This window comes from Methylobacterium pseudosasicola, from assembly GCF_900114535.1.
GTDB classification, from domain to species: domain Bacteria; phylum Pseudomonadota; class Alphaproteobacteria; order Rhizobiales; family Beijerinckiaceae; genus Methylobacterium; species Methylobacterium pseudosasicola.
Genome location: NZ_FOTK01000005.1, coordinates 230,986 through 253,388 on the forward strand (window position 1 = coordinate 230,986; position 22,403 = coordinate 253,388).

The window sequence follows — 22,403 nt, forward strand, 5'->3', positions numbered from 1 at the left end:
GATGAACAGACGCAGCTTCCTCGCCACCGGGATCGGCCTCGGTCTCGGCCTCGCGGTCGGGCGCGCCGCGGCGACGCCCCTGTTGCCCGGCCCCAGCTTCATCAACACCGTGCTGCTCGGCGGCTCGCCGGAGCAAAAAATCCGCGCCGCCCGGGCCGCCGGGTTCGATCAGGTCGAGCTCTGGACCACCGACGTGGCCCGCGCCGAGGGCGGGGCGGCGGGCGTGCGCGCCCTCGTCTCCGAGATCAAGCTTGGCCTCACCGACTATCAGGTGCTGCTCGATTTCGACGGCGCGCCCGGCGACAAGCGCGCCGCCAAGCGGGCCGAGGCCCTGACCATGCTCGACACCGCCGTGGCGGTGGGCGCCTCCACGCTGCTCGCCCCCGCCTCGACCGACCCCGATTGCGATCCGGCCCGCATCACCGAGGATCTGGTCTGGCTGGTGGACGAGGCGCGCCGCCGCGGCCTGCGGATCGCCTACGAGGGCCTCGCCTGGAGCACGATCAACCCGTCGCTCGCCGGCGCCTGGGCGACGATCCGCAACCTCGACCCGCGCCATGCCGGGATCGTGGTCGACAGCTACCACCTCTTCGTCCGCGGCGAGACGCCGGCGATCCTCGGCGACATTCCGCCCGAGCGGATCTTCCTCGTTCAGTTCTCCGATATTCCCGGCCCGGTGCAGCCGTCGGATTACCGGGAGGTGGCCCGGCACGCGCGCCTGCTCCCGGGCGACGGGCGCCTGCCGCTGGCCAGCCTCGTCGGAAAGCTCAGCGCGATCGGCTATCGCGGGCCGGTCGGCCTGGAGGTCTTCAACGATCGGCTCAAGGGCGAATCGCCCGAGACCGTCGCGAAGCAGGCCTTTGCGGCGCTGCAGAAACTGCTGTCTGAGGGCGCCCTGTAGGGTTTTTCGCGATTTTTGAACGGAGCCTGCCGCGGCCGTCAGTGCGAGCGCGCCAAATCAAAAATTGAGAGTCGTTTCGCTGGGTTGCGACACGGTACAGGACACGGTCTTGGAAGCGCGATCGGCTGAGCGGACACAACCGTCGGTCGGATCCTGATCGGCGCTCCTCCAACCCAACCCCCTCATCCTGAGGTGTGAGCGAAGCGAGCCTCGAAGGAGCCCTCCAGTCTGCGCGCGATCCCTGGAGGGCTCCTTCGAGGGCGCCGCTGCGCGTCGCCACCTCAGGATGAGGGGGTTGGGTTGGACGAGCGCCGATAAAGCTAAGGCTGCCCCTGTCGTGTACCGTGGCATTGCGATGACGGTCCGGTGCCCAGCCGCTCATCCAAAGGGTCTGGACGGGTGACTGTATGCACCGCGCACCACGCCACCCGATTACTGACCTAAGTAAAATATACCAGCCAAACGATTGCGCACAAGGGAACAACCGGGTCCCCTGCCTGTTACCCGCCGCCGATCCAGTCCGGATCGCGTCAGGCGAGGCAACCGAACCACCGTGACCGTGGGCGTCGACAGACACGAGCTGAGGCAGATCATCGCCGGCCTGACCGAGGGCGTGATCCTGGTCGAGCCGGACCAGACGATCACCTGGGCCAACGATGCGGCGCTGGCCATGCACGGCGCCGGCAGCCTGGAAGAGCTCGGCGAGACCGTCGACGCCTATCGGGACCGGTTCTCCGTCCGCTACCGCAACAACCGGCCGCCCGAGCATTACCCGATCGAGCGGGTGGTCCGGGGCGAGACCTTCCACGACGTCATCGTCGAGGTGGTGCGGTCCGACCAGCCCGACATCGCCTTCGTCCATTCGCTGCGCAGCCTGGTCGCCACCGACCGGGCCGGGCAGCCGAGCTGTCTCGCGCTGATCCTCCAGAACGTCACCCCGCAATTCGAGGCCGAGGAGCGGTTCGAGAAGACCTTCAACGCCAACCCGGCGCCCGCCGTGATCACCCGGCTCTCCGACCTGCGCCACGTCAAGGTCAATGCCGGCTTCCTGGAGATGACCGGCCACACCCGCGACGGGGTGATCGGGCGCAGCGTCTACGAGGTCGACGTGCTGGCCGACGCCAAACAGCGTGAGCTGGCGGTGACGCGGCTCAACGCCGGACAGACCATTCCCCAGATGGAGGCCTGCCTGCGGCTGCCCGACGGCGGCACCCGCTTCGTCATCGTGGCCGGCCAGCCGATCGAGATGGGCGAGGAGCCGTGCATGCTCTTCACCTTCGCGGATCTGGAGCTGCGCAAGAAGGCCGAGACCTCCCTGCGCCAGAGCGAGGCGCGCTTCGCCACCGCGTTCCGGATGACGCCGGTGCCGACGCTGCTCGCCCGGGCCGACGGCTTCACCGTCACCGCCATCAACGAGGCGTTCCCGCGGATCTTCGGCTACGGCCAGGACAAGAGTGTCGGCCGCTCCGCCGAGGAGATGGGCCTGTGGGTCTCGGATCCCGCCCGGGCGAAGTTCGAGGCGACGGTCCGGCGCGCCGGCTACGTGCTCGGCCTCGAGACCTGCATGCGCCACGAGGACGGGACCGAGATCGATTGCCTCGTCTCGGCCGAGCGGGTGGTGATCGGCGAGGACGATTACGTGCTCGCGGTGCTGCAGGACATCACCGAGCGCAAGCGCTCCGAGCGCGAGCTGTTCACCGCGATCGAGACCGTGATGGCCGACACCTCGTGGTTCAGCCGCGGCCTGATCGAGAAGCTCGCCGGCCTGCGCCATCCCGGCCGGGACAGCACCGACGAGGGCGTCCAGAGCCTCACGGTCCGGGAGCGCCAGATCCTCGGGCTGGTCTGCGCCGGGCTCTCCGACGAGGCCATCGCCAAGCGGCTGAACCTGTCGCGCAACACCGTGCGCAACCACGCCGCCTCCCTGTACCGCAAGCTCGGCGTCCACAAGCGCACCGAGGTCATCGTCTGGGGTCGGGACAACGGCTTCACCACGCGGGAAGCTAGTACATGAGTCCAAGGATACCGGTATAGTTTTACTATTGATCCGACGAAATCGGACCCCACCTGCGGTATCGCTCACCATCGATCCGCAAACTTGAATGTCGAAGGCGAGACCAGCGGGCGGGAAACACCCGGTCCGGCCTCGGGTTCACTCACCAGAGCCAGCGATGCGGCCTCGCCGCGACGGGGCAGGCTCGACACGCTTCGCAGATGTCCGACGCGACACCCGGCATCCCGCGCCACGCGCGGTCCGGGTCGAGCGGCGCACACCCACCAACCCACGACACCCAGACAGGAGAGACACTATGGTTGATACGGATCGCGTGACGGGCGCCGCCAAGGAATTCGTCGGCAAGGCGCAGGGCGCCGTGGGCGACCTCACCGGCTCGAAGAGCGACTCGGTCGAGGGGCGTTTTCGTGAGGCCCAGGGCTCGGCGGAAAACCTCTACGGCCAGGCCAAGGACACGGCCCGCAATGTCGCCGACGAGGCCGGCCGCTACGCCGAGGACGCCTACGAGCATGCCGGCGACTACGCCCGCCGGGGCACCCGCGCCGTGGCCCATCAGGTCGAGGAAAGCCCGATCGTCGCGCTGCTGATCGCCGGCGCCGTCGGCTACGGCCTCGCCCTGCTCATGCACGCCCGCCGCTGAGCGCAGGTACCCTTTCCGATACGACGACCAGGAGTAAACAGTGACCGCATCCCCCAGTCTTTCGACCGCGCCGCTCGCCCATGCGAGCGATACGCGCACCGTCCTTCTCCACCAGGTGTCGTGGGGTGCGATCTTCGCGGGTGCCACCACGGCGCTGGTCGCTCAGGTGATCCTCAACATGCTCGGCGTCGGCATCGGCCTGTCGAGCGTCGGCATGAACGCCGCCGACAACCCGGCCGCCTCGACCCTCTCGGCGAGTGCCGGGATCTGGTTCGTGGCCTCGGGCATCGTCGCCTCGCTGATCGGCGGCTTCCTGGCCGGGCGGCTCTCGGGCAAGCCCGTGGGCGGCGCGGCCGGCCTGCACGGCCTGGTCTCCTGGTCGGTCACCACTCTGGTCGTCCTCTACCTGCTGACTTCGGCGGTGGGCGGCATCGTCGGCGGCGCCTTCAACGGCGTGACGGCTACGCTCGGCGGCGCTGGCAACCTCGTCGGCGGCACCGTGCAGACGGCCGCCCAGGCAGCCGCGCCCTCGCTGTCGAAGATCACGAACCCGCTTGACGGGATCGAGAGCACGGTGCGCCAGCAGGCCGCCGGCCAGGATCCGCAGGCGGCCCGCGATGCGGCCGTGGCGGCGGTTCGCGCGGTTCTGACCGGTGACCCGGCCCAGAAGGCGCAGGCCGAGACCCGCGCCGCGGATGCGCTGGCCAAGGCGCAGGGCATCCCGGCCGACCAGGCCAAGCAGCAGATCCAGGACTACGAGAAGCAGTACGACCAGGCGGTCGCCACCGCCAAGCAGAAGGCCGAGGCCGCCGCCGTCGCCACCAAGTCGGCCGCCACCCAGGGCGCCTTCTACGCCGCCCTAGCGCTGATCCTCGGCGCGCTCGCTGCCTTCCTGGGCGGTCGCCTCGGCGCCCCGAAGACCGAGACCCTGGTCGATTCCTACGGCACCCGCCGCGCCTGAGACCCGCGATCCCCGCGCGCTCTGCGCGGGGGTCCCTCGACCGGCGGCCGGATCCCGATCCCGTCGCTTTCCCTGTCGCCTCCACGGAGAACCCCGATGATCCGCAAGCTCCTCACTATCTTCGTCCTGCCGAAGCTGATCGCCTATGTCGGCCGCCGCTTCGCCGGCCGGTCCGCCGCCCCGTCGCGCCGCCCCCGCTAAGCCCTTTCGCGGGCCCCGGAATCCGCCGACCGGGGCCCGGCAGCGAACCGATTTCGGTGGAGACCGGATAGGACACGCCATGAGCAAGGGTTACCCCTCGATGACCGCGCTGCTGGGCCTGCTGGCCGTGGCCGGCTACCAGAACCGCGACAAGCTCGCCGAGCTGCTGAAGGGCCACGATCACGGGACCAGCCCGTCCCCCGTCCCGTCCGTGCCGAATTCCGCCCATACGAGCGGGACAGGCAGCAGCGACACCTTTTCCCGCCTGGGCGGCTTGCTCGGCGGTGCCGGGACGGCCGGGGTCGGCGGCCTGATCGCCAGCGGCCTCAGCGAGCTCGTCGATCACTTCACCAAGGGCGGCCACGGCGAGACCGCCGCCTCGTGGATCAATCACGGCGCCAACCGCGACATCCCCGAGAGCGACCTCGAACGCGCCATCGGACCCGAGACCCTCGACCACCTGACGCAGCAGACAGGGCTCAGCCGGGCCGCCCTTCTCGCGCGCCTGTCCCGCGAGCTGCCCGCGGCGGTCGACCGCTACTCGCCCGACGGCCGCCTGCCGACCTGACGGCGTTGACAGGGGCGTCCGCAGGCCTCACCTCCGGGTCGTAACGGCCGGGTGTGATTCTGGCCTGCGAGACGAGTCATGGCGAGCGAAGCAGCGACGCGGCCCATCGTGTTCATCGACGGCGAGGCCGGCACCACCGGCCTCGGCATCCGCGAGCGCCTGGAGCGCGACGGCCGCGTCGCCCTGCGCAGCATCGCGCCTGAGCACCGGAAGGATCCGGAGGCGAAGCGTGCCCTGCTGGCCGAGGTCGACCTCGCCGTCCTATGCCTGCCGGACGACGCCGCCAAGGAAACGGTGGCGCTCGCCGACAGCCTGCCCGGCGGCGGCCCGCGGATCCTCGACGCCAGCACCGCCCACCGGGTCGCCTCCGGCTGGACCTACGGCTTCCCGGAGATGACCCGGGAGCAGGGCACCGCCGTGGCCCGCGCCCGGCGGGTGGCCAATCCCGGCTGCTACCCCACCGGCGGCATCGCGCTGCTGCGGCCCCTGGTCGAGGCCGGCCTGATCCCGGCGGATTTCCCGATCAGCGTCAACGCGGTCAGCGGCTATAGCGGTGGCGGCAAGGCCATGATCGAGGATTACGAGCGGGGCAGCGCGGCGCCGTTCCTGCTTTACGGCCTCGGCTTCGCCCACAAGCACGTGCCGGAATTGCAGCGCTACAGCGGGCTCACCCGGCGGCCGATCTTCGTGCCGTCGGTGGGCAATTTCCGCCAGGGCATGCTGGTGAGCGTGCCGCTCCACCTCGACGCGCTGCCGGGCAAGCCCGCGGCCGGCGACCTGGAGGCGGCCCTGCGCGACTGGTATGCCGGCCAGCCCCTGGTCCAGGTTGTGACCGGCGCCGAGGCCGGCGCGCACCGCGAGAAGATCACGCCCGAGGATCTCAACGACACCGACCGGCTGGAATTGCGGGTGTTCGGCTCGTCCGAGCACGGGCAGGCGGTGCTGGTGGCGCGCCTCGACAATCTCGGCAAGGGCGCCTCCGGGGCGGCGGTGCAGAATCTCGGGCTGATGCTCGGGCTCGACGCCTGATTGTTCGCCGCATCCGGGAATAACCGGGGCGGCGGGGCGGTTCTCTGATCTCGGGGCGCGGAGCTGCGGGGTGAGCGGCCGATGGCGGCGCAGGAGATGAATCCGGAGGGCGGCGGCGCATGACGACGCTCGCCCGTGCGCGTTTCAGCCAATTGGTCCTGCCCCGCCTCGACGAGGGCTACCGGCTCGCGCACTGGCTCACCGGCAACGCCACCGACGCCGAGGACGTGATGCAGGAGGCGTGTCTGCGCGCCTACCGGGCGATCGAGACTTTTGCGGAGGGCAATGCCCGGGCGTGGTTCCTGACCATCGTCCGCAACACCGGCTATTCGTGGCTGCAGCGGCATCGGCCCCGGGCGGTGATCTTCGCCGAGGATCTCGCCCCGGAGGCCCGGGCCGCCCTGGATGCCGGGAGCGTGCTCGCCGAGGCGCCGGAGACCCCCGAGGCCGCCCTCATCGCCCGCGACGAGGCCGGGCGGCTCACCGGGGCGATCGAGGCGCTGCCGGTCCCGTTCCGGGAGGCGCTGGTCCTGCGGGAATATCACGGCCTCGGCTACCGGGAGATCGCCGAGGTGACGAGCGTGCCGATCGGGACCGTGATGTCGCGGCTGGCGCGGGCGCGCCAGCACCTGCTCGAACGGCTCGCGAAGGACGGGCGATGACCGACGACGACGAAACCCTCCTGCTGCTGAGCGCCTACGTCGACGGCGAGCTGTCGCCGGGCGAAGTGCTGGCCATGGAGCGCCGGCTCGCGGCCGAGCCGGACCTGCGCGCGCTGGCCGAGCGCCTACGCGGCCTCTCCGGCGCCGTGCGGACCACCCTGGCGGAGGTCCCGGCCCCCGAGAGTCTGCGCGGGCGGATCATCCAGCAGGTCGGCTTCGCCGATCCGGAGCCCCGCCGCTCCCGGTTCGGGTCCTGGCCGGCGCTCGCCGCGACTCTGCTGATCGGCGCGGCCCTCGGCGCGTCGGTCGGGGGCGGGCTGAGCCTGCCCGGGACCACCGAGGCCCCCAACCCGATCGGCGAGGCCGTGCTGGCCGGCCATCTGCGGGGTCTCGCCGCGCCGCAGCCCTTCGACATCGCCTCCGCCGACGGGCATGTGGTCAAGCCGTGGTTCAACGGCCGCACCACCATCGCCCCCGACGCCCCCGACCTCTCCGAACGGGGCTCCCCCCTGATCGGCGGCCGGATCGACATCGTCGAGGGCAAGCCGGTGCCGACCCTGGTCTATCGCCACGACCGGCACGTGATCAGCGTCACGGTGGTGCCGGCGACCAGTGGCGCACCGCCCGGCGAGGAGCGCCGGGACGGGACATTCATCGAGCGGTGGGAGGCCGGCGACCTCACCTACTGGGCGGTGTCGGACCTCAACGCCCGGGACCTGCGCGGCTTCGTCGAGCTGTACCGCACCCGGACCGCCCGGCCGCGCTGACGAATTTTTGCCCGGCCCGGGAATAACGGCGCGGGGGCTCGGGTTCTTCACCCGTCAACCGCATCGATCCGACGAGGGCCGCGCGTGATTGCCATCTCCGACCGAGACACGCGCCCGGCCTGCGGGTTCGGCGCGCCACGATCCGCCCCCGACCCGGTCCCGGTGGAGGCCGCGCTTCACCTCCTGATCGAGCATTTCGAGCAGGGCGTGGCGGTGACCGACCGGTCCGGGCGCGCGCTGTTCCTGAACCGCGCCGCGCAGGACCTGATCCGCAAGGGCCTGCTGCGCCTCCAGAACGGATGCCTGTGCAGCGGATCGCCCGAGCACGGCGCGGCGATCGCCCGGCTCATCGCCCGCTGCGCCATCGGCGCCGGCTGCTGCGTCCGGCTTGCGGGCGACAGCGGCACGCTGCTGATCGCCGCCTGCGCGATCCCCAGCAACGCCGTGCTCCTGCGCGTCCTCGATCCGGCTTCCGCGCCGCTGCCGGACCCGGGCGTGCTGCAGGACCAGTTCGGCTTCACCCCCGCCGAGGCGGCGCTCGCCACCGACATCCTGGCCGGGAACGACCTCGCGGCGAGCGCGGCCCGGCGCCGGATCACCCTGCACACCGCCCGCGCGCATCTGCGCCGCCTGTTCGAGAAGACCGGCACCCGCCGGCAGGCCGAGCTGATGCGCCTCCTGCTGCTGTGCCCGCTTCCTATCCCGGTCGCCGCCCGCGCCTGTACAGGGCCGGTCGAATTTAAATCCCGCCCTTGCTCAAATGAGTGATGCGGGATTTTTGAAATAGAACGACGCTCCACCTCGTGGATACGCGATACGAAATCCGTATTCGTTCAGGAGGAGCGCGGGCCATGATTGTGGAGATCCTGAAATCCATTCAGACCCGGCGCGCGGCGGCACGGAATTACCGCATCCTCTCGGCCCTGGACGACACGGTGCTGTTCGATGTCGGCCTCGACCGGCGCACCCTGCGCACCTTCTGCGACAACGGCTGCAGCGATCACGCCCCCATCGGTGGCAAAGCGGCCCCGGTGCCGGCGGTCCTGATGCCCGGCGGCCTCACACCCGCGTTGCGCTGAAGCCCATCCGGCCCGGAGGCGCTTGCCGATGGCGATTCTGTCCGCTTGGAGCCGTTCCCGATCACATTGCAACCGGGAACGGCTCTAAGTCCTTGATGCGACGCGCTCGCTTACGCCGAATCGGTATCCACTTCGGCGACGAGTGCTCTAGTGGCGCGGGACGATCGCCATCGACTTCGGTACAGGATCTTCCGGCGGGAAGGATCCAGGGGCGATGGACGCGGCACACGGCGGTACGGACGACCTCATCGACCTGGCGGCGGGACGGCCCTGGTACCGCCTAGATGCCGAGGCGCGACACCCCGACCCCACCGGTACCGTCCGGCTGCAGGTCGATCTCGGCCTGCGCTTCCCGATCCACGCCGTCGCGGGTGCCGGAGACTCTCCCGGCCTCGCCGTCTCGGACGACGGACAGGTCTGGTCGGAACCCGCCCTCACAGCGAGCCCGGACGGGGAGGGGGCGGCATTGGTCGAGCCCGGGGAGGGCGCCTGGGCGCGCTATCTCCGCCTGAGCCTTCCCGCCGGGCACGACGTGTCGGCCGTCCGGGTCTGGTGCGGGCGGGCGTCGTTCGACCTGATCACCCTGCGTCACGTCCTGGGCGCGTCCTTCGACATGGCCGGCGAGCGGCCGGGGACCAACCCCTACGTCACCTACAGCCTCGTCAGCGCCGTGCGACCCCGGTCGCGCGCGCTGGTGGGGATCGCGCTCTACGAATGCGGCGCCTTCGGCAATTGCCTGATCCAGTGCCTGCTGGCCATCGGCATCGCCCGCAACCTCAACCTCAAGACGATCAAGCTCCCAGCCGCCAACCGCAGCGAGGTGATCGCCCTGTCCGGCCCCGTGACGCTCGGCGGCATAACCTTCATCCCGGGCTCGGAGCCGCTGCCGGCGGACGGGTCCTACCTGTCGGGGATGTATTTCGACCTCGGGATCCAGCGGCTCGCCGGCACGCTGGGCTCGGAGGAGACGAGGGAGATCGTGCGGACCTATATCCGACCGCTGTTCAACCGGCTGCCGGCGCGGATCCCCGAGAAGCCCGAGGACGAGCTCCTCATCCATATCCGCTCGGGCGACATCTTCGGCACCTGGGTCGCGCCGCAATACCCGCAGCCGCCGCTGGCCTTCTACCGGATGGTCATCGACCGCCTGCTGGCGGAAGGGCGGATCGCGTCGATCAAGCTGGTGTTCGAGAACCGGCTCAACCCGGTGATCCCGGCGCTGGAAGCCTGGATCACGGCGCGGGGCGTGCCGTTCTCCACCCAGAGCGGCGCGCTGACGGACGACGTCGCGGCGCTGATGAACGGGCGCTACCTCGTGTTCGGGCTGGGCACCTTCGGCCCCGGGGTGTGCCAGCTCTCGGACCGGATCGAGCAGGTGTTCTACTTCGCCTCCGGCTGGCCGCAGCACTTCAAGAGCATCCCGACCATCGGTACCGTGATCGAGGTGCTGGACGTGGCCGGCGGCTACACCAAGGTCGGCGAGTGGGACAACTCACCGGAGCGGCGCGCGCTGATGCTCGACTACCCGATCGAGAACCTCGCCTTCGACGACGCCTGACGCCGCCCTTGCCGAAGGCGGGAAACTCGGTGACAAGCGCGCAAGAAACCTTGAGTCGGTCCTGCACGCCGAAAAAAATCCTGGATTCAAAAGGTCTTCGACCTTTTGCGGGTCCAGGGCGGAGCCCTGGTGTCGGGCTTCGCCCGATGCATCGGGGCTCCGCCCCGAACCCCGCCAAAGGGCTCGGCCCTTTGGAATCCCGGTCTTGCCGGTGCGCCGATCGACGGCTGGGAGGATCGATTTGGCGAGCGACATCCAGCCCTCGGAGGCCTTGCGGGTCAACGCCTATCCGATGCACCGGGCCGAGATCCTGATGCAGCAGCGGCGCCGCCTGCGCCCGCGCCGCAAGACCCTGGTCAGCTTCGCCGCGAAGTACCACTACGTCGAGAGCCAGCGCCGCCTGGTCGCCGCAGCCGCCGCCACCGGCGATTTCGACACGATCGAGAGCTGGTCGCCCGACCGGCTGCGCGGGACGCCGTTCTACGAAGCGCACCGGGCGATCCTCGACCGGTCGCGGGGCGCCGGGAACTGGGCCTGGAAGCCCTACATCATCGCCGAGGCGGTGGCGCAGAGCCGCGACGGCGACTTCATCGTGTTCACCGATACCGGCATGCAGGCGATCGACGACGCGCCCCTGCCGCCGGTCGCCCCGCTCCTCACCTGGCTCGCCGAATCCGGGCGCCGGGTCGCAGTCGGCGTGCTGCACGGGAAGCCGCAGCGGGTCTGGACCAAGCGCGACTGCTTCGTGCTCATGGAGTGCGACACGGAGCGCTACTGGAATGCCGACCAGATCCAGGCGACCTGGATCGCCTTCATGGTCAGCCCGGAGACCCGCCACCTCGTCGCCGAGTGGCTGCGCTATGCCGGCGACGAGCGGGTCGTCACCGACATCCCCAACCAGATGGGCTTAGCCGATTTCGATGGCTTCATCGACCACCGCTTCGATCAGAGCATCCTGTCGAACCTGATCTACAAGCTCGACCTGGAGATCCCGCCCCTGCGGGAGGCCTCGAAGAAGATCAAGACGCTGATCGGGGAATTGGAGACGGACACCCTGGTCTCGGTCCGGCCCTCCGAGAACATCGCGCTCGGCAAGACCTGGCGCGCCAGCTCGGCCTCCCCCTGGTCCGGGACGAGCGGCGTCTACGGCGAGCGGACCACCGGCGACCCGTCGTTCTTCTTCCACACGGCGCTCGAGCCGAATCCCTGGTTCGTGCTCGATCTCGGCGCGGTCGAGCGGGCCTCGGAGATCCGCATCTACAACCGCTGGGGGCAGCCCAGCGAGCGCGCACAGATGATGCGGGTCTGGCTCGGCGAGACGGAGGCCGAATATCGCCTCGTCTTCGACGCGGTGGATGCGGACTGGCATCCCGGCCTCCCGCTCCATCTCCGGTTCGACACGGCTCGGTTCCGCTACCTGAAGGTCGATCTCGACGAGGAGCAGGTCCTGCACCTCGACGGGATCGAGATCTTCGCGGCCCGCTGAATCGGCCTGCCCGAGGACAGCCCCATCACGGACGATGACGACACCCATGACGAGGGCGACCGCATGAGCGCGCCGGCCGGCGACAGGCCACTCTTCCCGTTCGGGCCGATCCTGTTCTTCGGCGATTCGGTGACCGCCTCCTGGACGGCGCAGATGCCCCAAGCCTTCTCCGGGCCGCAGACCGTGGCGCGCGGGATCCCCGGGCAGGCGACCCGGGACATGGCGCGCCGGCTCCGCTCCGAGATCGCCCTCTACGGGGCGAGGGGCCTTCACCTGATCTGCGGCCGGGACGACATCCTGGGCGGCCACCCGGGGGTCACGCGCGACGGCATCGTGGCCGACATCCGGGCGATGCTCAGCGACACCCGCGACCTCTACGTGCGCAGCTGGGTCGGCTCGATCCCGCCGGTCGATCCGGCCTCACCGGCCGTTGCCGGGCGGTCCCTCGGGCTCATCGCCGAGGTCAATGCGTGGCTGCGCGACCATGTCCACGAATACGGCGCCGGCTTCATCGACCACGACCCCGTCCTGGCGACCGAGACGGGGGCGCTGAAGCCCGCGTTCAGCGACGACGGCGTGACCCTCAACGCCGCCGGCAACGAGGCGCTCCAGGCCGCGATGCTGGCCGCGCTTACCGCCCCCGGCGTCGATCAGATCTGGCCGCCGCCGGAGAGCGAGGACGCGGCGCGGCGGCGCAAGTTCCTGCACCATTTCGGCTATCTCGATTCGAACACCCGCCACCCGAGCCCCTACATCCAGTTCGCTGGCAAGCCGGGGGCGAGCCATTACGGCGTCCCGTTCGATGCCCAGGGCTTCCTCAACGCGACCGCCATCACGGCGAACAAGCCCCCGGGCGAGACCCGGATCTTCGTGGTCGGCGACTCGACCACCATCGACGGCGGCACCCTGGCCAACACCCTGCCCGGGCGTCTCGAACGGCTACTACGAGCGCAGGGTCGCACGCGCGCAAAAGTCTACAATTTCGGCGTGATGTCGAGCTGCCTCACGCAGATGACCCACCTGATCTGGTCGAAGCTCGTGGGCTACCAGCCTGACGCGATCGTGGTGGTCAGCGGCAGCACCGACTTGTTCCAGCCCTGGACCTACGATCCGCGGCCCGGCTACCCCTACAACGCCTTCATCACCGAGCGGCTCTACGACCACTTCTTCGACACGCACGATCCCCGGGCCCGGGAGGACGGCCTGTCCTACGATGCGCTGGTGACGCTGATCTACGAGGAACTGAAGCGGCTGCGCGCCGAGGTGGGCTGGCAGACCCCCGGCTGGGAGGACGCGATCGTCCACCATTACCGGCTCGCCGCGCACCGGCTGACCAAGCTGTCCCACGACCACGCCGTGCCGATGGTGAGCGTCCTGCAACCGACGGTGCTGCGCAAGCGCCACCTCACCGAGGTGGAGCGCAACGTCGCCTCAGGGGCGTTCCTGGCCTATCTCGACCGCCAGTACGGCAAGCTAGAAGCGTTCACCGCCGAGCTCGCGGCGCGGCGGCCCTATCGCAGCACCTTCACGGCGATCGACCTCAGCGGCCTCTTTCGCGATCGGGAGGCGGGGACCTTCTACGACATCGTCCATTACGACGACCCGGCGCGCGAGATCGTTGCCGCGCGGCTGGCCGCTGAGGTCATCCGCGTGCTGGACCGGCCGCGCACGCCGTTCGACCGGGTGCGGCGCTGGCTGGGTGGAAGACGGTAGGCCGCGTTACCCCTGCTGGCCCGACCGCTTCACGCGGTGCGTGAAGATGACCGACAGCCACGGCACGACCTCGTGCTCGACCTCGATCGAAAGCAGCACTTCGAGGTGGAGCGCGTAGGGGAGGGTGAGGCGGAAGCCGCAGCGGGCCTCCTCCATGGTGGTCGGCATGTCGCCCAGCACCGCCGCGATCACGTCGGGCCGGTGGACGTCCACCGGATGGCGCTGAACCTCACCATCGACCTCGGCGATGAGGGTAGCCTTGGCCCGGCTGGCCGAGACCACCCACCCGGAAAGCAGCACCTGCCCGTCCTGGATCTCGGCCCAGACCCGGTCCTGCGGCGTTTCGAGGTTCGCCCGGGCGAAGGAATCCGGCAATTCGCCGTCGAGCTCGGCGATGGTGCAGCCGACCTCGTATTTCTCGAAGCCGCGCCCCTCCCCGAAGATCTGTGCGAACTGCTTCTGGTACTCGGCGATCCGGGCGTTCCTGATGTCCTCGGGCAGGCCCGACCACTGGCCCTTGTCCTGGATCGTGTAGACCGAGAGCAGTTCGCGCAGGAACGCGATGCGGCCCTTGTCGGCGACGTAGAGGTTCATCAGCCAGTCGGCCGCCGCGGCGTTCTCGTAATACGCCTCCGGCACCCGGCGCAGGGCCTCGGCGCGGTAGACGCAGCAGGAGAAGTTGGCGGTGAGCGGCGCGTTGGCCAGCACCGGGAAGCTGATCGTCCCGGTGGGATAGCGGCCCTGCTCGTCATGCGGCACGAAGGAGCCGGTCGCCGGGTAGTGCAGCAGCACCCAGTTGAAGCACATGTCGAGGGCGCGGTCGTTGCGCAGCATACGCAACTGCATCGCGATCTTGCGGTCGGACAGCCAGTAATCGTCGGCCTCGCAGAAGGCGATGTAGCGCCCGGTGCAGGCGCCAAGGCAATCCTGCATGTTGCGCAGCATGCCGAGGTTGCGCTCCCGGGGCCGGACGGTGATCCGCTCCGGATCGCGCGCCCGGTAGGACTCGACGATCTCCGGTGTCCCGTCGGTGGAGCGGTCGTCGCCGATCACCACCTGCAGTTTGAACAGGCCGCGCTGGGCCAGCACGCCGTCGAGGCAGCGGCGGATGTAGCCGGCATGGTTGTAGGCGGTGACGATGACGCTGACCGTCAGCTGATCCTCGAGCCAGGCGCGCAGGGCTGCCGGCTCGCCGGAGAGATCGTCGGGCGCGTCGAGGCCCATGTCGTGCAGGGCCGCCCGGGCGATGTCGGGATTGGCGTCGATCAGGGCGCCGAGGCTCGAAACATCCTCCTCGTCGAGATAGGCCTCGGCCAGGCGGCGGAAGATCGCCTTCTGCGACGCCTCGTAGCCCACGGCGTAGCGCCCGCCGAAATGGCCGCGCAGCGTCCGGAAGAACGCGATCTCGGAATTGCCGAGCTTCTTGTGCCGGGCGAGCTCGGTGGCGTAGGTCGCCCACATCCCGGCCGCGTGCTTGCGGTAGACCGCCATGACCTGTGGCAGGAAGCCGATGCGGCCGACCTCGGCATGCATCAGGTGGACGTACCAATCCCCCGGGGCGATGCCCTCGTCGAGCCGGAAGGGCTCTTCGCCGTGGTAGCGCCAGCGATAGAGCACGCTGTTGGTCTGGACGAAGTTGTGCGCGACGAGGTCGGACAGCGAGGGCTGCGAGCTCGAATGCTTCGGATAGATCTCCTCGACGCCCGGCATGTCCTCGTAGAGGACCCGCACCGGGTGGAAGCAGAGGGTGAATTCCGGGTTCGCCCGCAGGAATTCGACCTGGCGCTGGAGCTTGCTCGAATCCGTCCAGTAATCGTCGCCCTCGCAGATCGCGACGTATTCGCCCCGGCAGCGGGCCGTGAGGTCGGCGAAGTTCTTGTTCGGCCCGAGGTTTTCGGTCCGCAGCACCGCCACGAGGTTGGGATGGCGCGCGGCGTAATCCGCGATGATCTCGGCGGTGCCGTCGCTCGACCGGTCGTCGCCGACCAGGAGTTCGAACGGGAAATCCGTGACCTGCCCGAGGATGCTGTCCAGGGTCTCGCGGATGAACCGGGCCTGGTTGTAGGTGATGCACAGGACCGACACGACCGGCCGGTTCCACTCCGGCGCGGGCTCGGATTCGGCGCGGGCGCGGATCCAGGCGGCGAACGGATTGACGAAGCTGCCGTCGAAGCTTTCGTCCGGCTCGGCGGTGAAGTCCGCCCGCGGCTGACGCCCGAGGCGGGCGCCGTACTTCACGTAATGCTCGAGCGGCGACAGGTCGGTCAGGCCGACATCGGGATAGCGCGTCGCGTACCAGATGTGGTCGAAGAGACCGCTGCGATAGATCGTCGAGAAATCGTCCTGCCACGGCTCCAGGGCGGGCGTCGCCGTGTTCGCACCCGGCGCGGCGTCTCCTGCACCGTCCTGCATCGATCCAATTCCTCGAACGCGCGTCTGGGGACTGCTTCCTTCGACCGACCTCTCTAGCGCATCGCCCGTTTCCGAAAGCCGGAAACCACTTTTCGGGACGATGCTCTAGAGGGTGCCGGGAAGGCGTCCTTCCTCGGAGCCGTGGTTGTAATAGTGCCGCGTCGGGTCGGCGCCGGCATTGGCGACATCGTCGTTGCACGCCAAGTAGAAATTGCGGTCGAACAGCCCGGAGGTCTCGAGCCAGTCGAGCATGGCCTGCTCGGGGACGACCGGCGCTCGCTCGGGGCTCGCCGCGGCGGCCTCTCGGTAGAGATGCACGAACTTGGCGATCCGGGCCGCGACCTCCTTGGCGGGGGGCCGGCGCACCGAGGAGGCGACGACGCTCGACTGCTCGCCGGGCCGCCGGCGCTGCAGGTCGGCCTCGGCCAGACGCACCAGCCGGGCCATCTCGCCCTGCGCGTCCTTGAGCCTCGCCTGCGTCTCGGCGAGCTCGGCCCGCAGCGCGTCCACGTCCTCGCTCAAGGTCGGCTCCGTCTCAGTCTCGACGTCCTGCGATCCGGGCGCGGGATCATGCGGCGGGATCAGCCGGATAGACGGCGCGATCGCGCGACCCGCCGCATGAGGCGGCGTGATACGATCGGCCCCGGGGACCGGTCAACCCGGAAGCGGCCCGGCGACAAGCCCTCGGGTGCCGCCCGGCGTCTCGCGACGCGCGGCGCCCGATTCTACCCCGCGACGGCCTGCGGCGCGACCGAGCCCGCGACCAGCGGGCCCGGGATCGCGGCCTCGGCATCGACCATCAGGCGCGCTTCGTGACGACGCATGAACATCCACAGGGCCACGGCGCCCAACAGCACGAAGGCCAGGAGCGCGAGGCCCACGGGTCCCATGACGTTCTCGATCGACCGCCCGCACAGATACGCGCCGAAGCCCATGATCGAGGCCCAGGCGACGCCGCCGACGGCGTTGAAGACCATGAACCGGCGCGCATCGAGCTTGTTCACGCCGGCCAGGACCGCCGCGTAGGCCCGCAGCATCGCGGTGAAGCGGCCGAAGAATACGATCTTCCCGCCATGCCGGCGGAACAGATACTGGCCGAGCTTGAGCCGGCCGTGATCGAGACCGATCATGTGGCCCTTGCGCAGGAGCAGGGGCAGGCCCCAGCGCCGTCCGACCCAGTAGCCGGCATTGTCGCCGAGGATCGCGGCGGTCGCGGCGATCGCCACCACGAGGGCGATGCTCAGGTTGCCGGTGCTGCCGGCATAGGCTGCTGAGGTGAGCAGGACCGTCTCGCCCGGGAGCGGCAGGCCGGCGCTCTCCAGGGTGATGATGATGAAGATCGCGATGTAGCCGTAGTTGGCAATCAGGTCGGCAATCGGCAGATCGTGCAGGAAGGACATGCGGTCTCCTCGCGGATCGGAGGCCCGCGCTGTCGGTGAAAAACGTGGCCACTCCGGGGCGGAGCGCGAAATATCGGGCCGGGCGGCGATTTGTGGTGCTGCCGAGCACGAAGGCTTTCGGGCTTGGCCGGCCTCAGCGGACCGGGTTCGGCGGAACGCCGTCCCCGCGCGCCTCCGCCAGATGGGCCCGCATCCAGTCGATCGTGCTGACGAGCCCGTCGCGCAGGGCGACCCGGGGCTGCCAGCCGAGCTCGGACCGAATCAGCGTGGTGTCGAGCACGTTGGCCGGCACGTCGGCGGCGCGGCTCGGCTTGTACAGGCAGGGCAGGCGCTCGCGCCCGAAGGCCCGCTCCAGCTCGGCGATGATCTGGTTGACGCTCAGGCCCGTGCCGCTGCCGACATTCAGCACCTTGTGGGGGCCGTCATAGCCGACAGCGGCCAGGAAGGCGTCGCTGACATCGTCGATATGCAGGAAGTCGCGCACGACCTCGCCCGTGCCCCAGACCTCCAGCGGCAGATCCGCGAGCACGCGCTGAATGTAGCTGCCGATCAGGCCCTGATGCCGGTTGCCGAGCTGGAACCGGCCATACGGGTTGGCGACCCGCAGGATCTGGTAATCGATCCCGTGGAGATGCCGGTACAGGTGGAGGGACTTCTCGATCATCAGCTTGCTGATGCCGTAGGCCGAGATCGGGTCGGTGGGCGCCTGCTCCGGGATCGGGGTGGCGCGCGGGATCCCATAGATCGCGCCCCCGGAGGATGCGAACACGACCTTCCTGATCCGGGCCGAGCGGCAGATCTCGAGGAGGTGCAGGGTGGCGATCGGCGCGGCGGCGAGCTCCGCCGACGGGTCGCGGTTCGAGCTCTCGGGGATCGATCCGGCGATCAGGTGGAAGACGACATCCTGACGCTCGACCGCGTTGGCGATGGCGAGCCGGTCGGAGAAGTGTCCGGTCACCCGGGCGACGCGCCGGTCGAGGACCTCGGCCTGCGCGTGACTGCGGCTGAAGCAGGTGACCTCGGCGCCGGCTTGCGCCAGGCGGTTGCACAGGTTCAGGCCCAGGAAGCCGGCACCACCCAGCACGAGGCAGCGCGCCCCCGCGAGAGCCGAAGCCGATGGGCCGGTTCCGGCCGGATCGATCGGCCGCCCGTCATGGCCTCGGCCGCCGCTCATGGTCGGAGTTCGGCGCTCGGGTGCACCGGGACCGGCGCATCGGACCTAGCCGAATCCGAGTCTCGCGCTTCGATCATGCGCTCGACCAGGGCGAGGGCCGCGTGCTGAAGCGTGCGGCGGGTCGGCTCCAGCGGCGCCTTCCCGTAGGCCCGGGTCGCCGCGTAGGCCGCCGCATAGGCCGCATCCCAGCCGGCGGCGAGGATCGGCGGCCCGGCCTCCTCCAAGGCGTCCCGGACGGCGATCCAGGCCGCCTGCTGGGTGGCATCCCAGGCCGCGGCCCGGACCGCGGAACCGGTCTGCCGCAGGGTGAGGTTGGCGACCGCCGCCCGCTTGCGCGCGCGCTTCAGGTGATCGCACTGGAATGCGAGATCGGCGACATCCGTGAGCTCGGCCCGGTCGGCGAGTTCGTCCGCCTCGACGTTCAGCTTGGCCAGGCGGAACCAGGCCGGCACGTGGCTGCGCACGAGCCAATCCGCGACCATCGCGATGCGCCGGCGCTCCAAGGCCTCCGAGCCGCGCGTCCCGACGAGACGGGGAACCAGCGGCAGGATCAGGTCGTCGCGCTCGGCCTGCGGCAGGCCATCGCTCCAGGTCCGGATGAAGGCCGCGATGCTCGGCGAGGCGCAGGCGGGCTGGTCGGAATGGGGCTCGCCGGCGAGGTAGGCCACCGCCTCCAGGGCGCAGAGACCCTGGTCCGGGGCCGCGTGCGGACCGGCCGCCAGGGTCGTGACCTGCGCGAGGCGCCCGGAATCCACATGCACGGGCTCCGCGCCAGCCGGCGATCGGAGCACGTTGTCATCCGGCACGCGGATGGGAGGGCTGTCCGCGTCCGAGAGGGTGAAGCCCGCGGGCTTGCCGGACGCAACCTCGTTTTCCAGCGCGGCGACCGCCGCGACGACCTTCCTCGGATCGACGGTGTAGCTCACGTGGAAAGCGTGCACGCCCGGACGGTGAAGGGTGCGGCCACGCAGGAACAGGATCCGCGCGCCCCCGACTTCGATGTAGCTGGTATAGCCCCGGAAGTTGAAGGCCAGCTCCTCGTGGATGAGGCCGAGGATCCGGCAGCCGGGCCGGCAGAACAGGGCGTTGCTCAGGGCCGAGCTCGACGAGCCGACCACCAGAGCGGCCGAGTGGAACGCGTCGACCTGCTCGAGGAACGTCATCGTCTCCGGGTAGATCACCTCGAAGCCCAAGGGACGCAGGCGCTCGGCGATCTCCTCCTCGTTCACCAGCGCCCGCTGGGTGAAGGCCTTGCGCGAGATGAACAGGCGCCGGTCGGTCCGCTCCGACAGAACCCTGCGCTCCCGAGCGCTCTCGAGGATCCGCTCGCGTATTATCGCGAAGATGTCGGCCGGCCAGACCGCATCGTAGACCGGCCGCCCCGGCTTCATCTCGAACGGGAAGAACGCCGGCGGGGGTGCCATCCCGAGGAGCCCGAATTCGACGGGCTTGGGCGGCAGCTTGATCAAGGGCCGGTCGCGCGTGTCGAGCAGGCGCAGGATCTCCTCGTGCGAGCCGGGCATGTGGTCGTCGATGCAGAGCGGGATCCCGTCCGGGCAGCGCGGATCGTTGTAGGCGAGCATGCGCGGCACGTACTCGCAGAACCAGTGCCCGTAGTTCCGGCTCTGGAGGCCGAACATCATCAGCCCGGCCTCGACCGCGTGCGGATCCTCGGGCACCTCCACGAGGGCGCGCGTATCGCCGAACGCGGCCATCATGATCTGGTCCGGGTTGAGCCCGTCCTGCAGCAGGATATCCGGGCGGCGCGGATGCGCGGCTAGATCGTAGACGAGTTTGTCTCCGGCGATGACCACGTTGCTGCGCGGGAACGCCCGGGCTCCGTTCAGGAAGGCGAGGTACTGGGCCGGCATGTCGAGCTCGCCCCGCTCGGACAGCAGGGCCGGGGGCGGCTCGAAGAAGCGGAGTTCGGGGGGCGCGATCCTGCGCGCCGGCCGCAGCTCGGTGTACGCGGTGGCCCCGCTCGCGGCGAGCGCCTTGGCCGTCGTGATGTCGTAGACGCGGAACGGCCCAGCTCGATAGACGTGACGGGTCTGCTCGTGCAGCGCGATCGCATCCTTGTAGCGCCCCTCCGGGAGCAGGGCGTCGAGTTGCAACCGGCGCAGGTTCTTGACCTTGGTGCTCACGGCAAAGCCGTCCGCCGTCGTGATGCCGTCGTCACCGCCGTTCAGCTCGTAGGCCAACCGATAGCTCTGCGCGCAGGCCTCCGGCTCCTGACTGCACTCGGCCACCCAGCCGAGCCGGAGCAGGGTCGCCACACTTTCGCGGATGACGGTGGGGTCGCCGCTCTCGCGCAAACTCCGGACGCGGGCCGTGGCCTCCGCGTAGCGGCCGCGCCGGCAGAGGTCGCGCAGGCGCGCGGTGACGGCGGCCACGACCCAGCGCTCGCGATCGTGCGGGACCAGCGAGCCAATGAGGTCATACGTGTCGGCGGCGGCACCGAGTTGGTCATCGCCCTCGAGCCGGAACGCGAGTGCCTCGAAATGCCGCTGTATCGTGGTGCGACCGGCCGGATCGTCGACGGGGACGTGCGTGCGCAGCCGCTCAAGGACCTCCGAGGCGTTGTCGCGATTGACCGTCCGGATCAGGTCGATGAACGTCTCCGTCGGCCTCATGTCCGTCTCAACACCCTGCCCGTCCGCGCGCGTCGGCGCGTTCGATCGCGGCCCGCGCCCCGATCGGCGGTGTACTGGAACGGAGGCACCCTGACGAGGCATCCCGGCTTCCGTGATCCTCGAACCGTCGATCCGCCCGCCGCCACGGCGGCCGAGCCCGCCCATCGATCCGAGGCGTCGCGCCCCTGGAGAGCCCGCGGGGACTCGTGTAGGGCAGGGCCCCGGACAGGCAGGGGATCCCGCGCATGGACGTTCGCTCGAGCGGCAGGCAGCCGCCGGCGCTGAGCCGGAGCCGGTCGCGGCACAGGGTGCGATGACGGTCCGCCTCGTCCTGTATGGGGCCGGCGCCCTCGCCCGCGAGATCGTCGACGTCCTGGAACGCCTGAACGCGCACGCGACCGCGATCGAGCTGCAGGCGAGCATCGTCGATCCCGGCATCGACGCGCCGGAGACCTTTCGCGGAAGGCCGGTGGTCCGGGATGTCCGCACCTTTGCGGGCGACGACAGCCTGCGTTTCGTCGTGGCCCTCGGCGAGCCCGGGCCCCGGGCCCGGGCCGTCGCACACCTGCGGTCGGAGATCGGGGCACGCTTCGCCACGATCATCGATCCCGGCGCGCTGATCGGCGCGAGCAGCCGCATCGGCGCAGGTGCCGTGATCCTCGGCCATTCCTCGATCACGGCGGATGCGCAGATCGGCGACCACGTGCTAATTAATCCGGGCTGCACCGTCGCCCACGACGACGTACTGGAGGATTTCGCGACGCTGAGCCCCGGCGTCCACTTGGCCGGGCATGTCCAAGTCGGGGAGGGGGCGTTCCTCGGCACGGGCGCCTGCGTGATCCCGAAGATCCGGATCGGCGCGCATGCCCTGGTCGGGGCCGGCGCCGTCGTGATTCGGAACGTGGCGCCGGGCCAGACCGTATTTGGAAATCCGGCACGGCCGTTGCGACGCGGTTGAAATCGAGCACGACTCAGTCCAGCCCGTTCAATGTGTTTTGCGCTCGCCTCGGCCGCCAGCGCTCTCCATCATCAAACTAGCCATTATGACAGTGCAGAACATCAAGATCGTCGCCGTGACCCACGTGGGGACGTTGGGACTTGAGACGCACAGCAAAGGGATCGGATATTTTCAACGGCGATGGGACGTTGGATATCGCCTCTCATCAGATATTGAATGGCCACATCATCCCGTGTCAGATGATCAT

At 69.7% G+C, this 22,403-nt stretch carries 19 protein-coding genes; 14 read left to right on the top strand and 5 right to left on the bottom strand.

All coding sequences use genetic code 11. The annotated features are described in order from the left end of the window. Position 1: 1 nt before the first annotated feature. From BM228_RS07590 to BM228_RS07650, 13 genes are all read left to right on the top strand, one after another. Positions 2-901 (top strand): sugar phosphate isomerase/epimerase family protein, encoded by a 900-nt coding sequence (locus BM228_RS07590; RefSeq protein WP_092038652.1) that lies wholly within the window; start codon positions 2-4, stop codon positions 899-901. 553 nt (positions 902-1,454) lie between these two features. Then, positions 1,455-2,915 carry a helix-turn-helix transcriptional regulator gene (locus BM228_RS07595; RefSeq protein ID WP_092038654.1) on the top strand — a complete coding sequence of 487 codons (1,461 nt, stop codon included), beginning with the start codon at positions 1,455-1,457 and terminating at the stop codon, positions 2,913-2,915. Between the two features lie 295 nt (positions 2,916-3,210). Then, the gene (locus tag BM228_RS07600; RefSeq protein WP_092038656.1) at positions 3,211-3,555 is read left to right on the top strand and encodes a CsbD family protein; all 345 of its coding nucleotides are present in this window, start codon (positions 3,211-3,213) and stop codon (positions 3,553-3,555) included. 40 nt (positions 3,556-3,595) lie between these two features. Next, positions 3,596-4,516, top strand: coding sequence for a PhnA-like protein (locus BM228_RS07605; RefSeq protein WP_092038658.1), 921 nt, complete (start codon positions 3,596-3,598; stop codon positions 4,514-4,516). 280 nt (positions 4,517-4,796) lie between these two features. Continuing rightward, positions 4,797-5,285, top strand: a complete 489-nt coding sequence (locus BM228_RS07610) for a YidB family protein (protein WP_208611999.1) — start codon at positions 4,797-4,799, stop codon at positions 5,283-5,285. A gap of 78 nt (positions 5,286-5,363) precedes the next feature. Beyond that, on the top strand, positions 5,364-6,314 hold the full coding sequence (gene argC, locus BM228_RS07615) for an N-acetyl-gamma-glutamyl-phosphate reductase (RefSeq protein WP_092038662.1): 951 nt from the start codon (positions 5,364-5,366) through the stop codon (positions 6,312-6,314). A gap of 119 nt (positions 6,315-6,433) precedes the next feature. Further along, on the top strand, positions 6,434-6,976 hold the full coding sequence (locus tag BM228_RS07620; protein WP_092038664.1) for a sigma-70 family RNA polymerase sigma factor: 543 nt from the start codon (positions 6,434-6,436) through the stop codon (positions 6,974-6,976). Further along, positions 6,973-7,743, top strand: a complete 771-nt coding sequence (locus tag BM228_RS07625; protein WP_092038666.1) for an anti-sigma factor family protein — start codon at positions 6,973-6,975, stop codon at positions 7,741-7,743. The genes BM228_RS07620 and BM228_RS07625 overlap by 4 nt, the downstream gene beginning before the upstream one ends. An 84-nt stretch (positions 7,744-7,827) precedes the next feature. Continuing rightward, the gene (locus BM228_RS07630) at positions 7,828-8,511 is read left to right on the top strand and encodes a helix-turn-helix transcriptional regulator (protein WP_092038668.1); all 684 of its coding nucleotides are present in this window, start codon (positions 7,828-7,830) and stop codon (positions 8,509-8,511) included. Positions 8,512-8,594: 83 nt separating this feature from the next. Continuing rightward, on the top strand, positions 8,595-8,822 hold the full coding sequence (locus tag BM228_RS07635; RefSeq protein WP_092038669.1) for a DUF1127 domain-containing protein: 228 nt from the start codon (positions 8,595-8,597) through the stop codon (positions 8,820-8,822). Positions 8,823-9,036: 214 nt separating this feature from the next. Continuing rightward, entirely contained in the window at positions 9,037-10,380 is a 1,344-nt protein-coding gene (locus BM228_RS07640) for a discoidin/SUN/FTP domain-containing protein (RefSeq protein WP_092038671.1), read from the top strand. Positions 10,381-10,621: 241 nt separating this feature from the next. Beyond that, on the top strand, positions 10,622-11,866 hold the full coding sequence (locus tag BM228_RS07645; RefSeq protein WP_244537054.1) for a hypothetical protein: 1,245 nt from the start codon (positions 10,622-10,624) through the stop codon (positions 11,864-11,866). 63 nt (positions 11,867-11,929) lie between these two features. Continuing rightward, complete coding sequence (locus BM228_RS07650; RefSeq protein ID WP_092038673.1) at positions 11,930-13,579, top strand: SGNH/GDSL hydrolase family protein; 1,650 nt, start codon at positions 11,930-11,932, stop codon at positions 13,577-13,579. Positions 13,580-13,585: 6 nt separating this feature from the next. Here the strand turns inward: BM228_RS07650 and BM228_RS07655 are convergent, their stop codons facing one another. From BM228_RS07655 to BM228_RS07680, 5 genes are all read right to left on the bottom strand, one after another. Next, on the bottom strand, positions 13,586-15,991 hold the full coding sequence (locus BM228_RS07655) for a glycosyltransferase family 2 protein (RefSeq protein WP_092038675.1): 2,406 nt from the start codon (positions 15,989-15,991) through the stop codon (positions 13,586-13,588). A gap of 105 nt (positions 15,992-16,096) precedes the next feature. Then, entirely contained in the window at positions 16,097-16,513 is a 417-nt protein-coding gene (locus BM228_RS07660; RefSeq protein ID WP_092038677.1) for a hypothetical protein, read from the bottom strand. Between the two features lie 203 nt (positions 16,514-16,716). Continuing rightward, positions 16,717-17,391: a DedA family protein gene (locus BM228_RS07665; RefSeq protein WP_092038678.1), complete on the bottom strand. Its 675-nt coding sequence runs from the start codon at positions 17,389-17,391 to the stop codon at positions 16,717-16,719. A gap of 133 nt (positions 17,392-17,524) precedes the next feature. Beyond that, positions 17,525-18,565 (bottom strand): NAD-dependent epimerase/dehydratase family protein, encoded by a 1,041-nt coding sequence (locus tag BM228_RS07670; RefSeq protein ID WP_092038680.1) that lies wholly within the window; start codon positions 18,563-18,565, stop codon positions 17,525-17,527. Further along, positions 18,562-21,198: a glycosyltransferase family 61 protein gene (locus BM228_RS07680; protein ID WP_244537055.1), complete on the bottom strand. Its 2,637-nt coding sequence runs from the start codon at positions 21,196-21,198 to the stop codon at positions 18,562-18,564. The genes BM228_RS07670 and BM228_RS07680 overlap by 4 nt, the downstream gene beginning before the upstream one ends. Before the next feature lie 313 nt (positions 21,199-21,511). On the opposite strand from BM228_RS07680, the gene BM228_RS07685 reads away from it, so the two are divergent. Then, entirely contained in the window at positions 21,512-22,156 is a 645-nt protein-coding gene (locus BM228_RS07685) for an acetyltransferase (RefSeq protein WP_092038682.1), read from the top strand. Positions 22,157-22,403 lie beyond the last annotated feature (247 nt).

Bases quoted from the DNA above. Each gene is read 5' to 3' on its own strand.
- BM228_RS07590 (WP_092038652.1), top strand. From the start codon at position 2: ATGAACAGACGCAGCTTCCTCGCCACCGGGATCGGCCTCGGTCTCGGC.
- BM228_RS07600 (WP_092038656.1), top strand. From the start codon at position 3,211: ATGGTTGATACGGATCGCGTGACGGGCGCCGCCAAGGAATTCGTCGGC.
- BM228_RS07610 (WP_208611999.1), top strand. From the start codon at position 4,797: ATGAGCAAGGGTTACCCCTCGATGACCGCGCTGCTGGGCCTGCTGGCC.
- argC (WP_092038662.1), top strand. From the start codon at position 5,364: ATGGCGAGCGAAGCAGCGACGCGGCCCATCGTGTTCATCGACGGCGAG.
- BM228_RS07620 (WP_092038664.1), top strand. From the start codon at position 6,434: ATGACGACGCTCGCCCGTGCGCGTTTCAGCCAATTGGTCCTGCCCCGC.
- BM228_RS07625 (WP_092038666.1), top strand. From the start codon at position 6,973: ATGACCGACGACGACGAAACCCTCCTGCTGCTGAGCGCCTACGTCGAC.
- BM228_RS07635 (WP_092038669.1), top strand. From the start codon at position 8,595: ATGATTGTGGAGATCCTGAAATCCATTCAGACCCGGCGCGCGGCGGCA.
- BM228_RS07640 (WP_092038671.1), top strand. From the start codon at position 9,037: ATGGACGCGGCACACGGCGGTACGGACGACCTCATCGACCTGGCGGCG.
- BM228_RS07650 (WP_092038673.1), top strand. From the start codon at position 11,930: ATGAGCGCGCCGGCCGGCGACAGGCCACTCTTCCCGTTCGGGCCGATC.
- BM228_RS07655 (WP_092038675.1), bottom strand. From the start codon at position 15,991: ATGCAGGACGGTGCAGGAGACGCCGCGCCGGGTGCGAACACGGCGACG.
- BM228_RS07665 (WP_092038678.1), bottom strand. From the start codon at position 17,391: ATGTCCTTCCTGCACGATCTGCCGATTGCCGACCTGATTGCCAACTAC.
- BM228_RS07670 (WP_092038680.1), bottom strand. From the start codon at position 18,565: ATGAGCGGCGGCCGAGGCCATGACGGGCGGCCGATCGATCCGGCCGGA.
- BM228_RS07680 (WP_244537055.1), bottom strand. From the start codon at position 21,198: ATGAGGCCGACGGAGACGTTCATCGACCTGATCCGGACGGTCAATCGC.
- BM228_RS07685 (WP_092038682.1), top strand. From the start codon at position 21,512: ATGACGGTCCGCCTCGTCCTGTATGGGGCCGGCGCCCTCGCCCGCGAG.